Origin of the sequence: Ureibacillus sp. FSL K6-3587, assembly GCF_038593165.1 — a bacterium.
Lineage (GTDB): Bacteria > Bacillota > Bacilli > Bacillales_A > Planococcaceae > Ureibacillus > Ureibacillus suwonensis.
This window is the reverse complement of the sequence record NZ_CP151969.1, coordinates 2223751-2244187: the sequence shown is the minus strand read 5'-3', so window position 1 is coordinate 2244187 and position 20437 is coordinate 2223751. Positions and strand designations below refer to the sequence as shown.

General features: G+C 41.5%; 20 protein-coding genes. 4 read left to right on the top strand and 16 right to left on the bottom strand.

Going from position 1 to position 20437, the window contains the following annotated elements:
* Window positions 1-164: 164 nt before the first annotated feature.
* The 10 genes from resA to NSS77_RS11000 all read right to left on the bottom strand — a co-directional run bounded on the left by resA (window position 165) and on the right by NSS77_RS11000 (window position 10180).
* Window positions 165-695 (bottom strand): thiol-disulfide oxidoreductase ResA, encoded by a 531-nt coding sequence (gene resA / locus NSS77_RS11045; RefSeq protein ID WP_342468804.1) that lies wholly within the window; start codon window positions 693-695, stop codon window positions 165-167.
* A gap of 118 nt (window positions 696-813) precedes the next feature.
* On the bottom strand, window positions 814-1578 hold the full coding sequence (locus NSS77_RS11040; protein ID WP_342468803.1) for an ABC transporter permease subunit: 765 nt from the start codon (window positions 1576-1578) through the stop codon (window positions 814-816).
* A gap of 15 nt (window positions 1579-1593) precedes the next feature.
* Window positions 1594-2688 carry an ABC transporter substrate-binding protein gene (locus tag NSS77_RS11035; RefSeq protein ID WP_342468802.1) on the bottom strand — a complete coding sequence of 365 codons (1095 nt, stop codon included), beginning with the start codon at window positions 2686-2688 and terminating at the stop codon, window positions 1594-1596.
* Window positions 2689-3543 (bottom strand): ABC transporter ATP-binding protein, encoded by an 855-nt coding sequence (locus NSS77_RS11030; protein WP_342468801.1) that lies wholly within the window; start codon window positions 3541-3543, stop codon window positions 2689-2691.
* 65 nt (window positions 3544-3608) lie between these two features.
* On the bottom strand, window positions 3609-4943 hold the full coding sequence (locus NSS77_RS11025) for an LLM class flavin-dependent oxidoreductase (protein WP_342468800.1): 1335 nt from the start codon (window positions 4941-4943) through the stop codon (window positions 3609-3611).
* Between the two features lie 13 nt (window positions 4944-4956).
* A complete protein-coding gene (locus NSS77_RS11020) occupies window positions 4957-6159 on the bottom strand; it encodes an acyl-CoA dehydrogenase family protein (RefSeq protein WP_342468799.1) in 1203 nt (400 codons plus the stop codon).
* Between the two features lie 33 nt (window positions 6160-6192).
* A complete protein-coding gene (locus tag NSS77_RS11015) occupies window positions 6193-7263 on the bottom strand; it encodes a sulfate/molybdate ABC transporter ATP-binding protein (RefSeq protein ID WP_342468798.1) in 1071 nt (356 codons plus the stop codon).
* Window positions 7264-7273: 10 nt separating this feature from the next.
* On the bottom strand, window positions 7274-8146 hold the full coding sequence (gene cysW / locus NSS77_RS11010; RefSeq protein WP_342468797.1) for a sulfate ABC transporter permease subunit CysW: 873 nt from the start codon (window positions 8144-8146) through the stop codon (window positions 7274-7276).
* 15 nt (window positions 8147-8161) lie between these two features.
* Window positions 8162-9025, bottom strand: coding sequence for a sulfate ABC transporter permease subunit CysT (gene cysT, locus NSS77_RS11005; protein WP_342471259.1), 864 nt, complete (start codon window positions 9023-9025; stop codon window positions 8162-8164).
* A gap of 87 nt (window positions 9026-9112) precedes the next feature.
* A complete protein-coding gene (locus NSS77_RS11000) occupies window positions 9113-10180 on the bottom strand; it encodes a sulfate ABC transporter substrate-binding protein (protein ID WP_342468796.1) in 1068 nt (355 codons plus the stop codon).
* A gap of 355 nt (window positions 10181-10535) precedes the next feature.
* On the opposite strand from NSS77_RS11000, the gene NSS77_RS10995 reads away from it, so the two are divergent.
* Genes NSS77_RS10995 through cysC form a run of 3 tightly spaced genes read left to right on the top strand, consistent with a single transcriptional unit; the run spans window position 10536 to window position 13004 of the window.
* The gene (locus NSS77_RS10995) at window positions 10536-11240 is read left to right on the top strand and encodes a phosphoadenylyl-sulfate reductase (protein ID WP_342468795.1); all 705 of its coding nucleotides are present in this window, start codon (window positions 10536-10538) and stop codon (window positions 11238-11240) included.
* Window positions 11241-11252: 12 nt separating this feature from the next.
* Window positions 11253-12395 (top strand): sulfate adenylyltransferase, encoded by a 1143-nt coding sequence (gene sat / locus NSS77_RS10990; protein WP_342468794.1) that lies wholly within the window; start codon window positions 11253-11255, stop codon window positions 12393-12395.
* Between the two features lie 12 nt (window positions 12396-12407).
* A complete protein-coding gene (gene cysC, locus NSS77_RS10985; RefSeq protein WP_342468793.1) occupies window positions 12408-13004 on the top strand; it encodes an adenylyl-sulfate kinase in 597 nt (198 codons plus the stop codon).
* A 98-nt stretch (window positions 13005-13102) separates the two neighbouring features.
* On the opposite strand, the gene NSS77_RS10980 is transcribed toward cysC, so the two are convergent.
* The 6 genes from NSS77_RS10980 to sufC form a co-directional block, all read right to left on the bottom strand.
* Window positions 13103-13417, bottom strand: a complete 315-nt coding sequence (locus tag NSS77_RS10980; RefSeq protein WP_342468792.1) for a hypothetical protein — start codon at window positions 13415-13417, stop codon at window positions 13103-13105.
* Window positions 13418-13800: 383 nt separating this feature from the next.
* Window positions 13801-15198 carry a Fe-S cluster assembly protein SufB gene (sufB, locus tag NSS77_RS10975; RefSeq protein ID WP_342468791.1) on the bottom strand — a complete coding sequence of 466 codons (1398 nt, stop codon included), beginning with the start codon at window positions 15196-15198 and terminating at the stop codon, window positions 13801-13803.
* A 19-nt stretch (window positions 15199-15217) separates the two neighbouring features.
* The gene (sufU, locus tag NSS77_RS10970) at window positions 15218-15661 is read right to left on the bottom strand and encodes a Fe-S cluster assembly sulfur transfer protein SufU (protein WP_342468790.1); all 444 of its coding nucleotides are present in this window, start codon (window positions 15659-15661) and stop codon (window positions 15218-15220) included.
* Entirely contained in the window at window positions 15648-16874 is a 1227-nt protein-coding gene (locus NSS77_RS10965) for a cysteine desulfurase (protein WP_342468789.1), read from the bottom strand. The genes sufU and NSS77_RS10965 overlap by 14 nt, the downstream gene beginning before the upstream one ends.
* A complete protein-coding gene (sufD, locus tag NSS77_RS10960) occupies window positions 16871-18178 on the bottom strand; it encodes a Fe-S cluster assembly protein SufD (protein WP_342468788.1) in 1308 nt (435 codons plus the stop codon). The genes NSS77_RS10965 and sufD overlap by 4 nt, the downstream gene beginning before the upstream one ends.
* Before the next feature lie 18 nt (window positions 18179-18196).
* The gene (gene sufC, locus NSS77_RS10955; RefSeq protein ID WP_342468787.1) at window positions 18197-18982 is read right to left on the bottom strand and encodes a Fe-S cluster assembly ATPase SufC; all 786 of its coding nucleotides are present in this window, start codon (window positions 18980-18982) and stop codon (window positions 18197-18199) included.
* Window positions 18983-19490: 508 nt separating this feature from the next.
* On the opposite strand from sufC, the gene NSS77_RS10950 reads away from it, so the two are divergent.
* The gene (locus tag NSS77_RS10950; protein WP_342471258.1) at window positions 19491-20393 is read left to right on the top strand and encodes a LysR family transcriptional regulator; all 903 of its coding nucleotides are present in this window, start codon (window positions 19491-19493) and stop codon (window positions 20391-20393) included.
* Window positions 20394-20437 lie beyond the last annotated feature (44 nt).

The following is a 20437-nucleotide window of genomic DNA, read 5'->3' as shown; positions in this document are numbered from 1 at the left end:
GACGGCCTCTAGTATATCTAGTCGGACTAAATGATTCATTTTTTACAATATAATACATAATTTCCGAGTAGTCAAGTGTGTTTTATAGGTTTTTAAAATAAAAAATTTTCCGCATTTGATATCCAATGTTTAAGCAGGGACAATAAATCCCCATTTCTTTTATTTTACTTGGTTATCATTTTCTCCATATTGTCTCGCAATGTTTGTTCCGTCAATTCTCCATTGATTTCTTCCATGATTTCTCCATCTTTAATAAATAATGTAATTGGCAAATTTAATACCCCATATGTTTTGGACACTTGTTCGTCACGATCCAATAAAATTGGAAAACTTACATTATTTTTGGAGATAAATGAATGGACGAAAAGCGCAGGTTCTCCAACATTAATAGCCAGCACTTCAATGCCTTGATCTTGAAATTCTTGATATGCTTTTTCAATCGTTGGCATTTCCTTTTGACATGGAGGGCAATAAGTGGCCCAAAAATTGACGACCACTCCGCTTCCTGAATAATCTGAAAGGCTGTGGATATTCCCATCGAGGTCTTTTAATGTGAATTCGGGTGCTATGGCTGCGCCTTTCGTCTGATTGTTTTCCGCATCATGAAAAAAATGAATATACACAAAATAACTGATCAGAACTAATGGAATTAAATAACCCGACTTTTTCAATCCACTCTTGATCGATTTGGCCATCCGCTTCACTCCAACATGTAGTAACTCGCCTTTCCCAAATTTGATGACTTTATTAAAAATCCCTATTCCGAAGCAAGAAATAGGGATCTTCAGTTTAACTTACTCCATTCAAAAACGATTACTCGCTTTTGAAATTCATCCAGAATAAAATCCGCTTCTTTATTTTTTCAAATGCAAGAATAATCGTCAGAATAATGACCGCATTAAATATAATGCCCGCCAACACATAATCATATTGGGAAAAGTCTGTATAGTACAATACAAAATGCCCCATTCCTGATTGGGCGCCAAACATTTCCGCCATGATCAAAACGATAAAAGACAATGTGAGCGCCGTTCCTGTACTGCTTAAAATATATGGGGCGCTTGCCGGCAAAACAAATTTCCAAATGAAATCTTTCCCTTTCAATCCGATCATCTTCGCGTTATCCCAATAATGTTTATCAATAAGCACGACTCCCTGGATGGTTCCGAGAAATATCGGCCAGAACGCCCCTATAAACAAAATCGCGATGGAAGCCGTTTTAAACGTCGGCAATAATGCGATGGCGTATGGAATAAACAACGTTGGCGGAAGGGGGCTTAAAATATGGAAGAAAGGTGAAAAGATTTCCCGGGCATTGGGCCGGAGTCCGAAAAAGACTCCTCCACCGATTCCTAAAATCAATGCCAAAGCGAGGGCGGGCACCAACAGCCCCATGGAGCTCGCGAATCCTTTCACCATCTCATCAAAGGCATCCGCAAAAGCGCCCGCAATCGCTGTAATTGGAGGAAATATGACAGGATTTAGCAAATTGCTGAATCCTGTCATATATACCCATATCAAAATTAATGCCAGAAAAATGGCCAGCGTAATCGAGTAATGTTTTAGGTGTCTTTTCATCAATCCACCCCATTATCATAAATTTTGTTGTTTATAACGTTCCAACACTTGTTGATAATATTCATCATCCGGATTTTCCGCGATTAATTCCTCCAAGGCTTCCTCATAGAATTTCAGATTAAAATGTTTATTCAAATCGATATTTTGGGCTTCGCCTTCAATGTAGCCGAGACCTTTCATTTGTTTCCACAATTCTTCCACCTGATGCTTATGGGGATCCGCCGAGTTGATTAAGTGTTCTTCGTTGACAATTTCATTCACTTGTTCATCCGGCAAATTAAAGCGTTCTTTGGAAGCCTCCACGGCAATTTGCGGATTTTCCAGCTTTACTCGTTCCGCTTTGATTAATCCTTTTAAGAATTTTTTGAATGCGATTTGTTGATCTTCTGTGTAATCCCCGTGCGTCACTACCCGGCAGCATACATGTCCAGGCTGTACATCATTGCTCCACGCAAAAGGTACCAAACCCGCTTCCGTTGCTTGCGTTAAAAATCCGGAAAGTGAAAATGCCGCATCCACTTTACGGGCAGCTGCCGCTTCAATCAGATTGGCATTTGATTTAAATTCAACAAACTTCACGTCTTTTTCAATATCCAAACCGGCATTTAATAAAGCATTTTTAAATATAATATCCGGTACGCTGAGTCTGACTGTACCAATCGTTTTTCCTTTGAAATCGGCAAACGTTTTATATTGATCGGCATCTTCTTTCGGTACATAAACGGGATGTCCTCCCTCCATATGACCTCCGATAATGTTCAAGTCCGCCCCTTTTGCGATAAATGCTAATGGAGTCGTTGTTCCAAAGGTTAAACCAATATCAATTTTATTTGTTTGCAATGAATTGATGCCGTCTGTCGAAGCATTGAATGGAACCAGCTCAACTTCCAAATTCTCTTCTTCAAAAAATCCTTCATGAATGGCAATGTCCGCTAATGGAGCTCCATTCATTTTTAAATATCCGACTTTTAAGTGGTATTGTTTATCATCTTTGCTGCCTGTTGTGCTTTCCGTTTCATTTGCATTTTGTTTGGATCCGCATGCTGCCAAAATTACTGAGAATGTAAATACTATCACTATTAACAGGAATTGCCTATAATGGGATTTCATTTAGATTCCTCCTCCATCCTTTACCACTTCACTTTGACTCAATTTTTCAAAGATTCCTTTATTCATTACATTTAATAAATGATCGCGGAATTCGGTAAATTCGGTACTTTCAAATAGCTCGTCCCGTTTTCTCGGTTTTTCGAATGGAACATCGATACACTCCAAAATCTTACCTGGAGGGCCAGGTGAAAACATGACAATCCGATCCGCCAACATAATGGCTTCTTCCGCGTCATGGGTTACAAAAATAACAGTTTTCTTTTGCGTTTGGTTAATTTGTAAAACAAGTTCTTGCAACTGAATTCTTGTAATGGGGTCCAACGCACCAAAAGGTTCATCCATCACCAGCAAATCCGCCCCCATGGATAATGCCCTTGCTATGGCCGCCCGCTGCCGCATCCCCCCGGACATTTCACCCGGATATTTCTTGGCTGCATGCCCCAACTGAACCAAGGCCAAATACTGCTCCGCCAATTCAAACAGTTCTTTTTTCGATTTTTTTCCTTTCCACTTCTTCTTTAAAGCGAGCACAATATTTTCCTCGGCCGTCAGCCAGGGGAAAAGGGAATAGTCCTGGAATACGACCGCCAAATCAGGCATTTCTTTCGCCAAATTCTGATTATCAATTAAAATCTCACCGGATTTCGGTTTTTCGAGATTGGAAAGCAATCGCAGAAAGGTGCTCTTTCCTGAACCGCTCGGCCCCATCAATACAATGAATTCCCCTTCTCTTACTTGCAAATTGATATCTTTTAATATTTCTGTTTCCCCATAACCAAAATTTACATTCTTTACTTCAATTTTAATGGGCGCTAATATTTGATCGGGTTTCTTCGTTTCTTCCAATACTTGCACGAACTGTATACCCCCTTCCCACTTATTAAACTAATTAAATAGAAATAGTAGGTTTTATAAAAAATTTATACGTTTACTGTTGATAGACTCGGATAATCCAATCCCAATTTTTCCCGTAAAGTCCCGTCCGCATACTCCGTTTGGACGAGCCCCCGCTCTTGTAAAACCGGAATTGCATAGTCCACAAAATCTTTTATGCCTCCAGGGAAATAAGGGAATTTGATATTGAAGCCGTCCGCAGCCCCATTCAAGTACCAGTCGCTTAGTGTATCCGCAACTTGTTCCCCTGAACCGACTACAAACAAATGGCCTTGCGTCGCTACGAAATAACGGGCCAATTCTTTAATGGTATAATTTCTTTCCCTTGCCAAATCGGATAATAATTTAAATCTTCCTTTTTCCCCATTCACCTGGTCCACCTCTTTTAATTCCGGCATCGGATCATCAGGTGAATATTGGGATAAGTCATGGTCAACATACCGGGATAACCAGCCAATCCCCAACTGTGGAAGAATCAGTTCCTGGAAATGCTCGAACTTTTCGATTGCTTCTTTCTCGGTTTTTCCAACAAACGGAACGATTCCCGGCATAATTTTGAAATGCTCCGGATTGCGTCCGTAAGCTGCCACTTTCTGTTTAATAGTTCGATAAACCGCTTTTCCTTCCTCCACAGTGGAAGGTGCAAGAGTAAATAAAATATCCGCATGCTTAACGGCGAATTCCCGGCCTTTGTCAGAAGCGCTGGCTGTTACCAAAAGTGGATACCCTTGCGGCGGTCTTGGAATATTAATAGGACCCCTCACTTTAAAATACTTTCCTTCATGATAGATTGGGTGAATTTTCTTTTCATCCAAAAAAATGCCATTTTCCCGGTCAAATAAAAGGGTATCTTTTTCCCAACTGTCCCATAACTTTTTCGTCACTTCGACAAACTCATCGGCCCGTTCATACCGAATGGAATGATCCAATTGTTCTTCCAATCCGAAATTTGCCGCTTCATGATCATGGGCGGTCGTCACGATGTTCCATGCCGCCCGGCCGCCGCTCATATGATCAATCGTAGCGAACTGTCTTGCCACATTAAAAGGGTGGGTAAACGTAGTGGATAATGTCGCTACTAATCCAATATTTTTTGTAATTGAAGCGAGCGAAGCCATCATTGTTGTTGCTTCCAACCGGATTTGAGGCGTATAGGCAATATCTTCTTCATTATGCGCCAATACATCGGCCAAAAAGATAATATCGAATTTTCCTTTTTCAGAAAGCTCTGCGATTTCCTTATAAAGAGAAAGGCTTGTCACCTCTTCCGTTTTTGTTTCAGGATATCGCCATGCAGCCAAATGATGTCCTAGAAAGGTTTGAAAAAATGATCCTAAAAGCATACGTTTTTGATTTGTCATCTATCATTCTCCTTTATACCAATTCCTTTGTTTTATTTGAATTTTGGTAATCCTGGATTGCTGCGTTCGCAATTTGCCTGATCACCATATCATCCAATGGCGGATTGAAGGCCCCGCACTGAACATCTCTGAAATATCTTTCCAGAGGAATGTCTTTGGACAATGAATGTCCTCCCGCAATTTGCATGGCCAACTCCACTATTTTTTTGGCATGATTGCATACCGTATATTTGGTGATGGCGACTTCATTGCTTAGCTGATCCCGGAGGTGCTCATTTTTGTCCCACTTTTCTGCGATACTATATAAAATGAACCTTGAAGCTGCAATCAGCGCTTCAATTTCCCCTATTTTTTGTTGGACATGGGGCGCTTCAAAGATATATCCCCCTAAACTGGGAGAATATTTTTCATGGACATATTTTAAGATGAAATCTCTTGCCGCGGTTGCAATTCCCAAATAAATCGCAGGCAATTGCAATGTGTATGCGCTGCTATAACCAATGAAACGGTTCGGTTTTCCCTTTTCCGAATATGCAAGCAAGGCTTCATCCGGAACAAAAACATTATTTAACTGGATATCCATGCTTCCGGTTCCTCTCATGCCAAGAACATTCCACGTATCAATGATTTCCACGGAGTCATTTTTTTCGATTAAAAATTCGGCGACTTTATCTTCTTCTTCCACATATGCCAGGACCGTAAAATGTTTTACTATCGGCGCAAGGGTAGCAAATGCCTTTCTACCATTAATGACATATCCGCCTTGCACCTTCCTTGCGATGGTCGATGGGTTTGATCCTCTGACAATATTTCCAGCCGCCCTTTCAGTGGCATAGACATTCAAGACCAGACCTTCTTCCACTGCCGCTCTGCACAATTTAGCAAAAATTTCTTCTTTCCACGGTCTAAAATATCGCAGGCTAAAAAATGTCATCAGATGCCAGCCTACTGCAAGAGCTGTGGAACCGGACGCTTTTGCCAACCGTTCTTGAACGAGTAATATCTCGTATAAAGATAATTCATCGCCGCCATATTCTTTTGGAATGACCAATTTCAAATAGCCTTCTTTTTTCAAAATCTCAAAATGTTCAAAGGGAAACTCCCCCGTTTCATCATATTGCCCCGCAGTTTCGCCAATCTGCTCGGCGACACGTTCCGCATACTCTACCAACTGTTGATCTCTTTCATTTCGGATCGTTTGATTTGCTCGATTCATTTTCACCGCTTCCTTCAATGGTTTGATATAAAGCTAAATAGAAAAATCTTCCGGTATGAACACTTTCAATTGTTTTGGCCGGACATATACAACATCGCCTTTTTGAATATTCAAGTTTTTATATTGTTCCTTCGGCAATTCCGCCTCCAAATATTCTCCGTTATCTTCCCTTTTCAATTCGATTCGTGCGGTTGGTCCAACAATGTGGATAAAAGTGATTTTCGCTGCAACGGTTTCATTATCCACTTTTTCCTTCTCGATTTGGATGTCGTGAGGACGAACGTATCCAACGGCTTCATCATGTGAATCCAAATAATGGGGAGCGTTAATTTCAAATTGGCCTTGTCTCAACTTTCCATTGTGCAAACGGCCTCTGAAGATGTTCACATTTCCCAAGAAATCATATACAAACGGACTTTTCGGATTTTCATACACTTCATCCGGAGTGCCGATTTGTTCGATTTTCCCGTTGTTCATCACGATGATGCGGTCCGCCACATCCAGCGCTTCTTCCTGATCATGGGTAACAAAAATGCTTGTCACATGAAACTCATTGTGCAACTGACGCAGCCATCTGCGCAGCTCCTTCCGCACCTTTGCATCCAACGCGCCAAACGGTTCATCAAGCAATAGCACTTTCGGTTCCACCGCAAGAGCTCTTGCCAATGCGACTCTTTGACGTTGACCACCTGAAAGTTGGGAAGGGTAGCGATCATGGAAATTTTCCAGTTTCACCAGTTTCAACAACTCATTGACTTTTCTCTTGATTTCCTGTTTTGAGGGACGTGTCTTTCTTGGACGGACTTTTAACCCGTAAGCCACATTTTCAAATACCGTCATGTGCCGGAACAAAGCGTAATGTTGAAACACAAAGCCCACTTTCCGCTCTTTCGGGCTGACATCGGTAATGTTCTCCCCATCGAATAAAATTGTTCCTTCATCCAGCCCCTCCAGTCCTGCAAGAATGCGCAACAGCGTCGTTTTCCCGGATCCGGATGGGCCCAGTAATGCAATCAATTCCCCCGATTTGATATCAATTGAAATATCTTTCAAAGCCTGAAAGGAACCAAAGGCTTTTGATACATTTTTGATTTGAATCCCCATAAGAATCCCCCTATATATCTTTCGCTTTCCATGAAACGATGTTTTTAATGATAATCGTGATGATCGCTAAAATTGACATTAAAGAAGCTACGGCAAAAGCGGCGGTAAACTGGTATTCGTTATATAAAATTTCGATATGTAACGGCATCGTATTCGTCTGTCCACGAATATGCCCCGATACGACTGAAACAGCGCCGAACTCTCCGATGGCACGGGCATTACATAAAATCAGGCCGTACAATAATCCCCATTTAATGTTCGGCAATGTGACATGGAGGAAAGTTTTCCATCCGCTTGCGCCCAATGAAATGGAAGCTTCTTCTTCCGTAATCCCTTGTGTTTGCATGAGAGGAATCAACTCCCTTGCAACGAAAGGGAATGTGACAAACAATGTGGCAAGGATAATCCCCGGCAACGCAAAGACGATTTTAATATCATGTTCAAACAGCCAATCACCGAACAATCCTTGCGCCCCAAATAGCAAAATAAAAATCAGCCCTGCAATGACGGGGGAAACGGCAAAGGGCATATCAATGAGTGTAATTAAAAGATTTTTTCCCTTGAAGGAAAATTTCGTGATCGCCCATGCAGCGGCAATGCCAAAAATTGCGTTCAATGGAACGACAATGAGCGCCACTGTAATGGTCAATTTAATCGCTGCCAGCGCATCCGGATGGACGATGGAAGCTACATAAGTTTCCCAGCCTTTTTCAAATGCGGTCACAAAAATCGAAATCAATGGAAGAATTAAAAAAAGGCTGATATACAGTAATGAAATGGCGATCAGCGACCATTTCACAATAGCCGATTCCTTCAATGGATATGGACTCACCGCTTTTTTCACAATGGGTATTTCCCGGTTGACATCCAAGGGTTTTGTCATAAAATGCCCTCCTTCCTAGTAATTGAATTTCCGGTTCATTCTCCATTGGATGAGATTAATGATCAGTAGTGCGACAAATGAACCGACAAGCATGACAACAGCGATGGCGGTAGCTCCAACGTAGTCGTATTGTTCAAGTTTTGTCATGATAATGAGCGGTGTGATTTCCGTTTTCATTGGCATATTCCCCGCAATAAATACAACCGAACCATATTCACCAATCGCTCTTGAAAAGGCCAAAGCAAATCCTGTGATCATGGCCGGATACAGTTCAGGCAAAATCACTTTCACAAAGGTTTGGAACCGGTTCGCACCGAGGCTTGCAGATGCTTCCTCCACCTCTCTGCTCAGATTTTGCAAGACCGGTTGAACTGTCCGGACAACAAATGGCAACCCGATAAATGTGAGGGCAATGACAATGCCAAGCGGCGTATACGCAATTTTAAAATCAAAAAATTGTCCAATCCATCCGCTTGGGGCATAAAGTGCCGTCAACGCGATCCCTGCAACCGCAGTTGGCAACGCAAAAGGCAAATCTACAAGCCCATCGATGATTTTCTTTCCCGGAAAATCATATCGGGTAAGCACCCATGCAATAATCGTCCCGAAAATCACATTGACCATCCCGGCAGCCAAAGCACTGCCAAAACTCAATTTATAAGAAGCCACTGCCCGGGGATGGGTGATGGTTTCGTAAAATTCGCTCCAACTCATCGAAAGCGTATTTATTACAATCATTGATAATGGGAGCAAAACAATCATGCTCAAATAGAGCATTGTATATCCGAGGGTCAGAGAAAATCCAGGGATGATTGTGCCCCTTTTCTTCCTTTTCAACGTGAATTCCACATAAATCACTCCATTATGAAGATTCAGCATAAAGGAATGGCGCTGTCGACCCCCTTTATGCTGATTCATTAAATCCCAACCGAAAAGCTGTTCAATTCAAACAGTTCAAGTTAGCCATTATTGATAAATTTCATCAAATGTTCCGCCGTCAGCAAAATGCGTTTTTTGAGCTTCCTGCCAGCCGCCGAATTCTTCTACAGTGACCAACTCCAGATCTTGGAATTGATCTTTATATTTTTCCAACACTTTTTCATCGCGTGGACGATAGAAGTTTTTCGCTGCAATTTCTTGGCCTTCTTCGCTGTATAAATATTTCAAGTATGCTTTCGCCACTTTGCGTGTACCTTTTTTATCAACGATTTTGTCCACAATGGCCACTGGAGGTTCAGCCAAAATACTTAAAGAAGGTGTGACAATTTCAAATTCATCTTCCCCAAATTCTTTTAAAGACAGATATGCTTCGTTTTCCCATGCAATCAACACGTCACCAATGCCGCGTTCCACAAATGTTGTTGTAGATCCGCGCGCGCCTGAATCCAACACTTCCACATTGCTATATAAATCTTTCATAAATTGTTTGATTTTTGCTTCATCGCCGTTATATTTTCTGCTGGCAAATGCCCATGCCGCCAAGTAATTCCAGCGTGCACCACCGCTTGTTTTCGGGTTAGGTGTGATGACGGACACACCTTCTTTTGTCAAGTCATCCCAATCTTTGATATTTTTCGGATTCCCTTTGCGAACTAAAAAGACAATGGTTGAAGTGTATGGCGAAGAATTGTTTTCAAACTCTTTTTGCCAATCTTCGTTCAATAATTGGCGTGTCAAGGCAATTTCATCAATGTCATAAGCCAATGCCAGTGTGACAACATCCGCTTCAATTCCATCAATGACAGATCTCGCTTGTTTTCCAGATCCGCCGTGGGATTGCTGGATTTTCACTTCCTGGCCGGTTTCTTCTTTCCAATGGGCTGCAAAGGCTTTGTTGAATTCTTCATATAATTCCCGTGTCGGGTCATAGGAAACATTTAATAGTTCAACAGGTTCCTTGGAAGCGGTAGTGTTGTTTCCGCTTGCGCTATTGGAAGTTTCATCGCCGCTTGCCCCTTTTCTGCCGCAAGCTGACAATACTAATAAAAGTGAAATGATTCCAATTAATAATAGTAATCTCCTTTTCTTTTTCATGTTTTCATCTCTCCTTTTCTTTTTAAAAAATAAAAGAAGGCTGCCTACAAGCCCCATCAAAGAGGGCATGCAGGCAACCTTCAGTTTGTCTGATCAGTTGCGCTTTCTTGTCGTATTCTTTGTTTCATACAATAATCAAATTTTTCCGATAAGTCAACATGGTTTTTAAAATATTTATAAATTGCCATTTTAATATTGATTTCTCCAAGTAAAATAGTATACTTTAAATTACATTTTATTTTTAATCAATTTAATATCATACGCTGACTAGAAAACTAGAGGCGTTTTAATGTAAGGTTTTTGAAATTTTTTATTACATTAAAACGCCTCCTTTTTTATTGAAAGGAGGAAGTACATGCTGACTTATCAAACTTGGCAAGATCCGCCCATCGATTTCGAAGTGGATGAAACATACAAGGGCGCTTTGAATGTCCTTCGGTGGGCCTATGACCAATATGGTGAAGATGTTATTTACGCATGCAGTTTTGGTATCGAGGGGATTGTGCTCATTGACCTGATTTCAAAGGTGAAGGCTGATGCACAAATCGTCTTTTTAGATACGGAGGTTCATTTCAAAGAAACCTATGAAACCATTGAAAAGGTGAAGAAAAGATATCCATCGTTAAACATCATACTTAAAAAACCAGCCATTTCATTGGAAGAACAAGCAAAATTGTATGGAGATGAACTCTGGAAAAAAGACCCAAACAAGTGTTGCGAAATCCGGAAAATCATCCCTCTCCGGGAAACTTTGACCGGTGCGAAAGCATGGATTTCCGGATTGCGCCGGGAACAATCGGAAACTAGAAAACATGTGAACTTCCTGAACAAAGATAATAAGTTCCAATCCGTTAAAATCTGTCCGTTGATTCATTGGACTTGGAAAGATGTGTGGCGTTATGTAAGCAAACATCAGTTGGATTACAACCCGCTCCATGACCAAGGTTACCCCAGCATCGGATGCGCCCACTGCACAAAACCGGCTTATACATTGGATGATTTGCGTTCCGGCAGATGGGCAGGTTTCAATAAAACAGAATGTGGATTACATGTTGATTAGGAGGAATGAAAAATGACAACCATTCAACCCCATGGCGGCGTATTGGTGAACGCCTACGACCCAAATGAGCCCTATGAACATCTGCAAAAAGAAATTCCCCTTGATGGGATTGCGATCAGTGATTTGGAGTTGATCGGAGTCGGTGCTTATAGCCCAATCGACGGCTTCTTATCCGAAGAAGATTATAAAAGCGTAGTAGAAAATATGCGTTTGGCAAACGGGATTGTTTGGAGCATTCCCATTACGCTTCCGGTAACAGAAGAATTGGCTAGCACATTAAAAGTTGGCGACAAAGCCAAGTTAGTCTTTGATGGAGAAGTATACGGAATCATCGAAATTCAAGATATTTACAAACCGGATAAAACCGTTGAAGCCAAAAATGTGTATGGAACAGATGATTTAAACCATCCTGGCGTGAAAAAATTGTTTGACCGTCCAAATGTGTATGTCGGCGGGAAAATCACCCTTGTAAAAAGAACGAAAAAACAATTCCCCGACTACACTTACGACCCGGTTGAAACTCGGGAATTATTTGAGAAAAAAGGATGGAAAACGGTCGTTGGTTTCCAAACACGAAACCCGGTACACCGCGCCCATGAATACATCCAAAAAGTGGCTTTGGAAATCGTTGACGGGCTATTCCTCAATCCTTTAGTGGGAGAAACAAAATCGGATGATATTCCGGCAAAAATCCGCATGGAAAGCTACGGAGTATTGCTTGAAAATTACTATCCGAAAGATCGGGTGCAGTTAGGCGTATTCCTTGCAGCGATGCGCTACGCCGGACCAAGGGAAGCGATTTTCCACGCATTGGTGCGCAAAAACTACGGCTGCACGCACTTCATTGTCGGCCGCGATCATGCCGGTGTGGGAAACTATTACGGCACATACGACGCCCAAAAGATTTTTGACCAATTCAAACCGGAAGAAATCGGCATCACGCCGCTTAAATTTGAACACAGCTTCTATTGCACAGCTTGCGACGGAATGGCCACAACGAAAACATGCCCGCACGATGCATCCACCCGCATCATTTTATCCGGAACGAAAGTGCGCGAAATGTTGCGCAACGGGGAAGTTCCGCCAAGCACATTCAGCCGCAAAGAAGTGGTAGAAGTCTTAATCCGCGGGCTTCGGGAAGAAGTTCATTCATAAGGAGTTGTTACAATGAGTTCTAACATCGTATGGCATGATACATCCATCACAAAAGCGGATTATCGCAAGAAAAATGGTCATCACAGTTTCATCCTATGGTTCACGGGATTATCCGCATCCGGAAAATCCTCCATTGCGAATGCATTGGCAAAGGAATTGTTTGACCGGGGAAATCAAGCCTTTGTCCTCGATGGCGACAACATCCGCCACGGTCTGAACAAAGATTTGGGCTTTGACGAACAATCCAGAAAGGAAAACATCCGCCGCATTGGCGAAGTATCCAAACTCTTTGTAGAAAGCGGACAAATCGTGTTGACGGCTTTCATTTCACCTTATAAAGAAGACCGGGCTTCAGTCCGATCCCTTGTGGAAGCAGATGAATTCATCGAAGTGTATGTACAATGTTCCATTGAAGAATGTGAACGCAGAGATCCGAAAGGGTTGTACAAAAAAGCCCGAAATAATGAAATTCCAAACTTTACGGGCATCAGCGCCCCTTATGAAGCGCCGGACAATCCGGAAATCGTCGTGGACAGCGAAAAATATTCCATTGAGGAATGCAAAAATCAATTGATTGAATTTTTACTTGAAAAAGGATATATCAAATAGCTTTCAGTCCGCCATAAACCTTCATAGAAAACTCCCATCATATAAAAAACAGGGCACCTTTTGCCCTGTTTTTATTTGTAAAACATACACAATATATTTCATCTATATAAATTGAGTATAATGAATCCAATCATTGAAAGTAAAAACACTGCTAGAAAGACTGGAAAATAATACGTTTTTGCCGGCTGTGCATTGGTTTTCTTTCCACGCAGCCAACCAACGAACAGTCCCAGAAACATCCCGATTATGCCGCAACGTAAGATTGAAATGATATAATCAAGTACAGGCTTATATTCGGTCACGTAATTTCCATTGCCCAAATCTTTTACCACTTTATAATCGAAGAAGAGAATAGAAAAAGCCAGTCCAAACACTAGTCCATAAATTGATGACTTGATAAGTGTCCTCTCCATTTTTCCACTCCATTACTTTTATTACATTTATTACTACATATTATCATAATTCCTCAGTAAAAAAGAACCCTGCAATTTGTTTAAATATGATATTTTTTTAAATTAATTAAACGTACTGTGGATAATTTTGGATTCCAAACGGGAAGACGTGTAAGGATATGACTTGCCTCATTCAAAAAATGCAAATAATAACCAAACAAGCAAGATTACAATAGGAAAAATTATCATGCAAGCAAAAAACAACCGCTGATATATGCCTACACGTCACCAAGAAAATGGAAGATGACGCTTTGGATTTATATCAGCGGTATTTAAAATGAATTTTTTGTAGTTGTTCGTGGGTGTGTACCCCTCTAAACTGAAAAACCCTTATAAAATAAGCCTTATCCGATAGAACCTTCCATTTCGAACTTGATCAAGCGGTTCATCTCTACTGCGTATTCCATTGGAAGTTCGCGAGTGAATGGTTCAATGAAGCCCATAACGATCATTTCTGTCGCTTCCTGTTCAGAAATGCCGCGGCTCATCAAGTAGAATAATTGTTCTTCGGATACTTTGGATACTTTCGCTTCGTGCTCAAGGGACACATTATCATTCAATATTTCGTTGTATGGAATTGTATCGGAAGTCGATTCATTATCCAAAATCAATGTGTCACACTCGATATTCGCACGGGCGCCGCTTGCTTTCGGACCGAAGCGGACAATACCGCGGTATGTTACTTTACCGCCTTGTTTTGAAATGGATTTGGACACGATTGTGGATGACGTATTCGGTGCCAAGTGGATCATTTTTGCACCGGCGTCTTGGTGCTGACCTTTACCCGCCAATGCGATGGATAACGTCATACCGCGGGCTCCTTCACCTTTCAAAATACATGCAGGATATTTCATTGTGAGTTTGGAACCGATGTTGCCGTCAATCCATTCCATTGTACCGTTCGCTTCCACAACCGTACGTTTTGTCACCAGGTTGTACACGTTGTTGGACCAGTTTTGGATTGTCGTATAACGGCAGTAAGCATCTTTCTTCACGATGATTTCAACCACCGCAGAGTGAAGGGAGCTTGTAGTGTAAACAGGTGCTGTACATCCTTCCACATAATGTACGGAAGCCCCTTCGTCCACAATGATTAACGTACGTTCGAATTGCCCCATATTTTCAGAGTTGATCCGGAAGTATGCTTGAAGCGGAGTTTCCACTTTCACGCCAGGTGGAACGTAGATGAATGAACCACCGGACCAAACAGCTGTATTCAAAGCGGCAAATTTGTTGTCGGAAGCCGGCACCACTGTTCCCCAATACTTTTTGAACAGCTCTTCGTTTTCTTTCAAAGCGGAGTCTGTATCTTTGAAGATGATTCCTTTTTCTTCAAGTTCTTTTTTCATGTTGTGGTAAACCACTTCTGATTCGTATTGGGCGGAAACGCCGGCCAAATATTTTTGTTCCGCTTCCGGAATACCTAAACGGTCGAACGTTCTTTTGATTTCTTCAGGCACTTCATCCCAGGAACGTTGAGTCGCTTCCGTCGGTTTTACATAGTAAGTGATTTCATCGAAGTTTAATTCGGATAAGTCGCCACCCCATTGCGGCATTGGTTTTGAATAGAATATATCAAGGGCTTTTAAACGGGCCTCGAGCATCCATTCAGGTTCATTTTTCATTGTTGAAATTTCACGGACGATTTCTTCGGTTAATCCACGTTTTGAACGGAATACAGAAACGTCCTTGTCACGGAAACCGTATTTGTAATCGCCAATATCAGGCACATTTTTTGCCATGTTCTCTCCTCCGTTCAAATTATTTTAACTCTTGGCTTACTCCTTTTTCCATCGCTTTCCAGGCAAGAGTCGCACATTTAATGCGGGCAGGGAATTTGGATACACCTTGAAGTGCAGCAATATCCCCCATTTCTTCCAACGTCTCTTCATCAATTTCCTGGCCTAGCATCATTTTTGAAAAAATCTCTGCCAGTTTGAGTGCTTCTTCCACTTTTTTTCCTTTGATGATTTCCGTCATCATGGAAGCGGATGACATGGAAATGGAACAACCCTCGCCATCAAATTTGGCATCTTCCACAATACCGTCGTTGATTTTTAATGTTAAATGGATACGGTCACCGCAAGTTGGGTTATTCATATCAACGGTTACGTTATTTTCATCCAAGTGGCCTTTATTTCGCGGTTTTTTATAATGCTCCATGATGACCGCACGATATAGTTGATCTAAATTATTCAAAGACATTGTTAAAATACTCCTTCGCTGCGAGCAATCCTTCAACGAGCGCATCGATATCTTCTTTGTTGTTATAGAGATAGAAGCTTGCCCGTGCCGTTGCAGAAACTTTCAACCATTTCATCAACGGTTGTGCACAGTGATGTCCTGCACGGATGGCAATTCCTCTCATATCGAGAACCGTTGCAAGATCGTGAGGATGCACGCCATCTAAATTGAATGTAATCAGACCGCAACGTTTATTCGGATCTTTCGGACCATAAATTTGGATCCCTTCAATTTTCTCCATTTCAGATAAAGCATATGCTACCAATTCATGTTCATGTTGTCGAATCCGTTCCATTCCAATATTCGTCAAATAATCGATTGCAGCCCCTAAACCAATGGCGCCGGCGATGTTTGGCGTACCGCCTTCGAACTTCCAAGGAAGCTCTTTCCATGTGGAATCATATAAATCAACGAAATCAATCATTTCGCCGCCAAATTCAATCGGCTCCGTTTTTTCCAAAAGTTCTTGTTTGCCGTAAAGGACACCGATTCCTGTAGGACCGCACATTTTATGACCGGAAAAGGCCAAAAAGTCGCAATCGATATCTTGTACGTCAATCGGCATATGCGGCGCTGCCTGGGCTGCATCCACCACCATGATCGCACCATTTTCATGGGCAATGGCAGCAACTTCTTTTACCGGGTTGATGGTACCCAATACGTTGGAAGCCATTGTCATTGCCACAATTTTCGTTTTCGGTGTGATCGTTTTTCTCACTGTATCCAATGAAATCGTTCCGTCTTCTTCCAAATCGATATATTTTAATACCGCCTTTTTTTCTTTTGCGAGTTGCTGCCATGGAATCAAGTTTGAATGGTGTTCCATATAAGTGATGACGATTTCATCGCCTTCCTCTACATTTTGTCTTCCATAAGCACTCGCAACTGTATTCAAGGAAGTCGTTGTGCCTCTTGTGTAAATGATTTCTTTTGTTGATCTGGCATTGATGAATTTGCGGATTTTTTCCCGGGCCCCTTCATACGCATCCGTTGCACGATTTCCAAGCGTGTGAACTCCGCGGTGCACATTGGCATTGTCAAAATCATAATATTTGCGAACGACGTCCAAAACTTGCACAGGCTTTTGAGATGTTGCGGCGCTGTCAAGGTAAACGAGCGGATGCCCGTTTACTTCTTGATTCAATATAGGAAAATCTTTTCGAAATTCATTCATTTACGAACTTTCCCTTCAATAACTTTCGTTAACTGATTTTTTACTCCTTCAATTGGCAATGAGTTTACAACCGGCGCAAGGAAACCATGGATGATCAAGCGCTCCGCTTCTTCTTTCGAAATGCCACGGCTCATCATGTAATAAAGCTGGGTCGGATCCACCCGTCCCACAGAAGCTGCATGTCCAGCCATAACATCATTTTCATCGATTAATAAAATCGGGTTGGCATCCCCGCGGGCTTTGCTTGAAAGCATTAATACGCGGGATTCTTGCTGAGCGTTGGATTTGGATGCACCATGTTCAATTTTACCGATGCCGTTAAAGATGCTTTGAGCCGCATCTTTCATTACACCGTGAGTCAAAATAAAGCCTTCCGAGTTTTTGCCCCAGTGGCGAACTTCCGTTGTAAAGTTTTGCTTTTGGCTTCCTGTTCCCACCACTACTGTTTTTGTATCCGCATGGGAGCCGTCGCCAACAAGGTGGGTAATGTTCTCGGAAATTGTATCCGAGTTGTTCATTAAGCCCAATGCCCAATCGATTTTTGCATCACGGTTTAAATGGGCACGGCGGTTTACATAAGTTGTAAATCCATCGGCAAGGACATCGACTGCACCGAAAGTAACTTGTGCATTATCCAATGCGATGACTTCTTCGATCAAGTTGGCTTGGCCTTTTGCCTTTTCTACTGTCGATAAGTAGTTTTCCACGTATGTGACGGACGAATTTTTATCCGCTACGATCAACACATGATTAAATAATGAAGCTTCTTCATCATCGTTCAGGAATACCACTTGAATCGGTTTTTCGATGACAACATTTTGCGGAACGTATAAGAACACTCCACCATTCACCAAAGCCGCATGATAAGCGGATAATTTATGTTCATCCAATTTGACAGCTGTCGTCATAAAATATTTTTGAACCAAATCCCCATGTTCGCGCACAGCTGTCAGGAAATCTGTGAATATAACGCCTTGGGATTTAAGTTCATCTGAAAGTTTTAAAATGACCGGCGTGTTGTTTCGTTGAACATAGAGATTTTCTTGCTGTTCAACATCGATTAATTCCTTTACTTCTTCCGGCAATTCTTCAATGGCAAAAAGTTCACTTTTCACCGTATGTTTTGGGAAATTGATGAAATCCCACTTTTCAATATTTGTTTTATCTGGTTTCGGCATTGGTAAATCAACAGCTTTTTCAAGGGCAGCCGCACGTAAATCAGTAAACCATTTCGGTTCGTTGTTTGATTCAGAGAACGAGCGGACTTCGCTAGCTGATAACGCCAATTTTGTTTCAACCGTCATCTTTCATCGTCCTCCTAATTAAGCTTCTTTTTCAGTTACTGCGTCTGTATCTTCAATTCCCAACTCTTTTTTGACCCATTCATAACCTTCCGCTTCCAATTTCTTAGCCAGCTCAGGTCCGCCGGATTTCACGATTTTGCCTTGCATCATAACATGAACATAATCTGGAGTGATGTAGTTCAATAAGCGCTGATAGTGGGTGATCACCAAGCAGCCAAAATCTTCGCCACGCATTTCGTTAACGCCTTTGGAAACGACTTTCAAAGCGTCGATATCAAGACCGGAGTCGATTTCGTCCAAAATGGCGAATTTAGGTTTCAGCATCATCATTTGAAGAATTTCGTTACGTTTCTTTTCCCCACCGGAGAAACCTTCGTTCAAATAACGTTGAGCCATTTCAGGATCCATTTCCAGGAATTCCATTGTTTTATCCAATTCACGGATAAATTTCATGATTGAAATTTCATTGCCTTCCCCGCGGCGGGCATTAATGGCTGAACGGATGAAGTCGGCATTGGTAACACCTGAAATTTCGGATGGATACTGCATGGCAAGGAAAAGCCCCGCTTTAGCCCGCTCGTCCACTTCCATTTCCAATACATTTTGTCCATCTATTTCAATTGTTCCTTGAGTAACCTCATATTTAGGATGACCCATGATCGCTGAAGCCAATGTGGATTTTCCTGTACCGTTTGGCCCCATGATTGCATGTACTTCATTTGTATTGATTGTCAGGTTTACACCTTTTAAAATTTCTTTTCCTTCGATTGATACATGAAGATCTTTAATTGTTAAAGTTGACATCTATATACCTCCATTTTTGTTATGGTTGGCAGTACCATTACTAATTTATTATCATTCTAATCTTAACCTAAATCAAGGGGGCATGCAAAAGTTTTAAACTTTTATTCCCATAAATCAGCAAAAACCTCACCAATATTAGTGTTTACAATTCCCAATTCAGTTTTTTCAGTGATCGTTTTTGTAATAAGTAGGCATGTTCATTTTCAATAAACCCCGACTAATTGAGAACAATTAATAATGAGTGAATATTAAGAAAATATTCCAATATACTTTCTTCTTGCATATCCTTTCAATGGCAGGAATAGGAATCATTTTTTTAATAATTGTTATTTAATAAATTTATAAAGTAGGAAGAAAAAATTCAAATAAGCGCTTCCGGCCCCTTTCATTTTAAAGGTTCATCATTACTTTCCATCGTTTACATTTATATAATTTTCTTTTAATATAAAAAATACATATATATCATATATAGACTCATCTGTTTTTTAGATGATTAGGAGGGAGTACTCTGGAATTACGTCAATTGCGCTATTTTGTTGAAGTGGCAGAGCGGGAACATATTTCAGACGCTGCTGAACACCTTCATGTAGCTCAATCTGCTGTGAGCAGACAAATAGCAAATTTAGAAGAAGAGCTTGGCACACCACTTTTTGAACGGGTCGGGCGGAATGTGAAATTGACACCGATCGGCAAAATCTTTTTGGAGCATGCCATTACCGCACTCAATGCCATCGATTATGCGGTCAAGCAAGTGGAGGAATATTTGGATCCTGAAAGGGGCTCCATTAAAATCGGGTTCCCTACCAGTTTAGCAAGTTACGTTCTTCCGACAGTCATTTCCGCCTTTAAAAAAGACTATCCTGATGTCAATTTCCACTTGCGTCAGGGTTCTTACCGATACTTGATCGAAGCGGTGAAAAATCGGGAGTTGAATCTTGCCTTTCTTGGCCCGGTACCCCGAAAAGATGAAAGCATCAATTCAATGATTTTGTTCAACGAAAATATTTGCGCCCTGCTTCCCGCCAATCATCGGCTGGCGAAACGGGATAAAATCCATTTGGATGAACTGCGGAATGACAATTTTGTTCTTTTCCCGGAAGGATACATTCTACATAAAGTCGTGGTCGATGCATGCAAATCGGCTGGTTTTCTTCCTAAAGTCACTTCGGAAGGGGAAGATATGGACGCTTTGAAAGGGATGGTGGCAGCAGGCATTGGCGTCACATTGCTTCCTGAAAGCTCCTTCTATGATTCAACCCCGCGTTTAACGATCAAAATGAAAATTGATAACCCAAACATCACACGCAACGTAGGAATCATTTATCCGGCGAACCGGGAATTGGCTCCTTCTGAACAAGTATTTATCAAATTCGTCAATTCATTCTTCTCCAGATTGAATCAATTCCAATAGCCTTTTAAATTAGAAAAAACCTCCTAATCATCCCGATTAGGAGG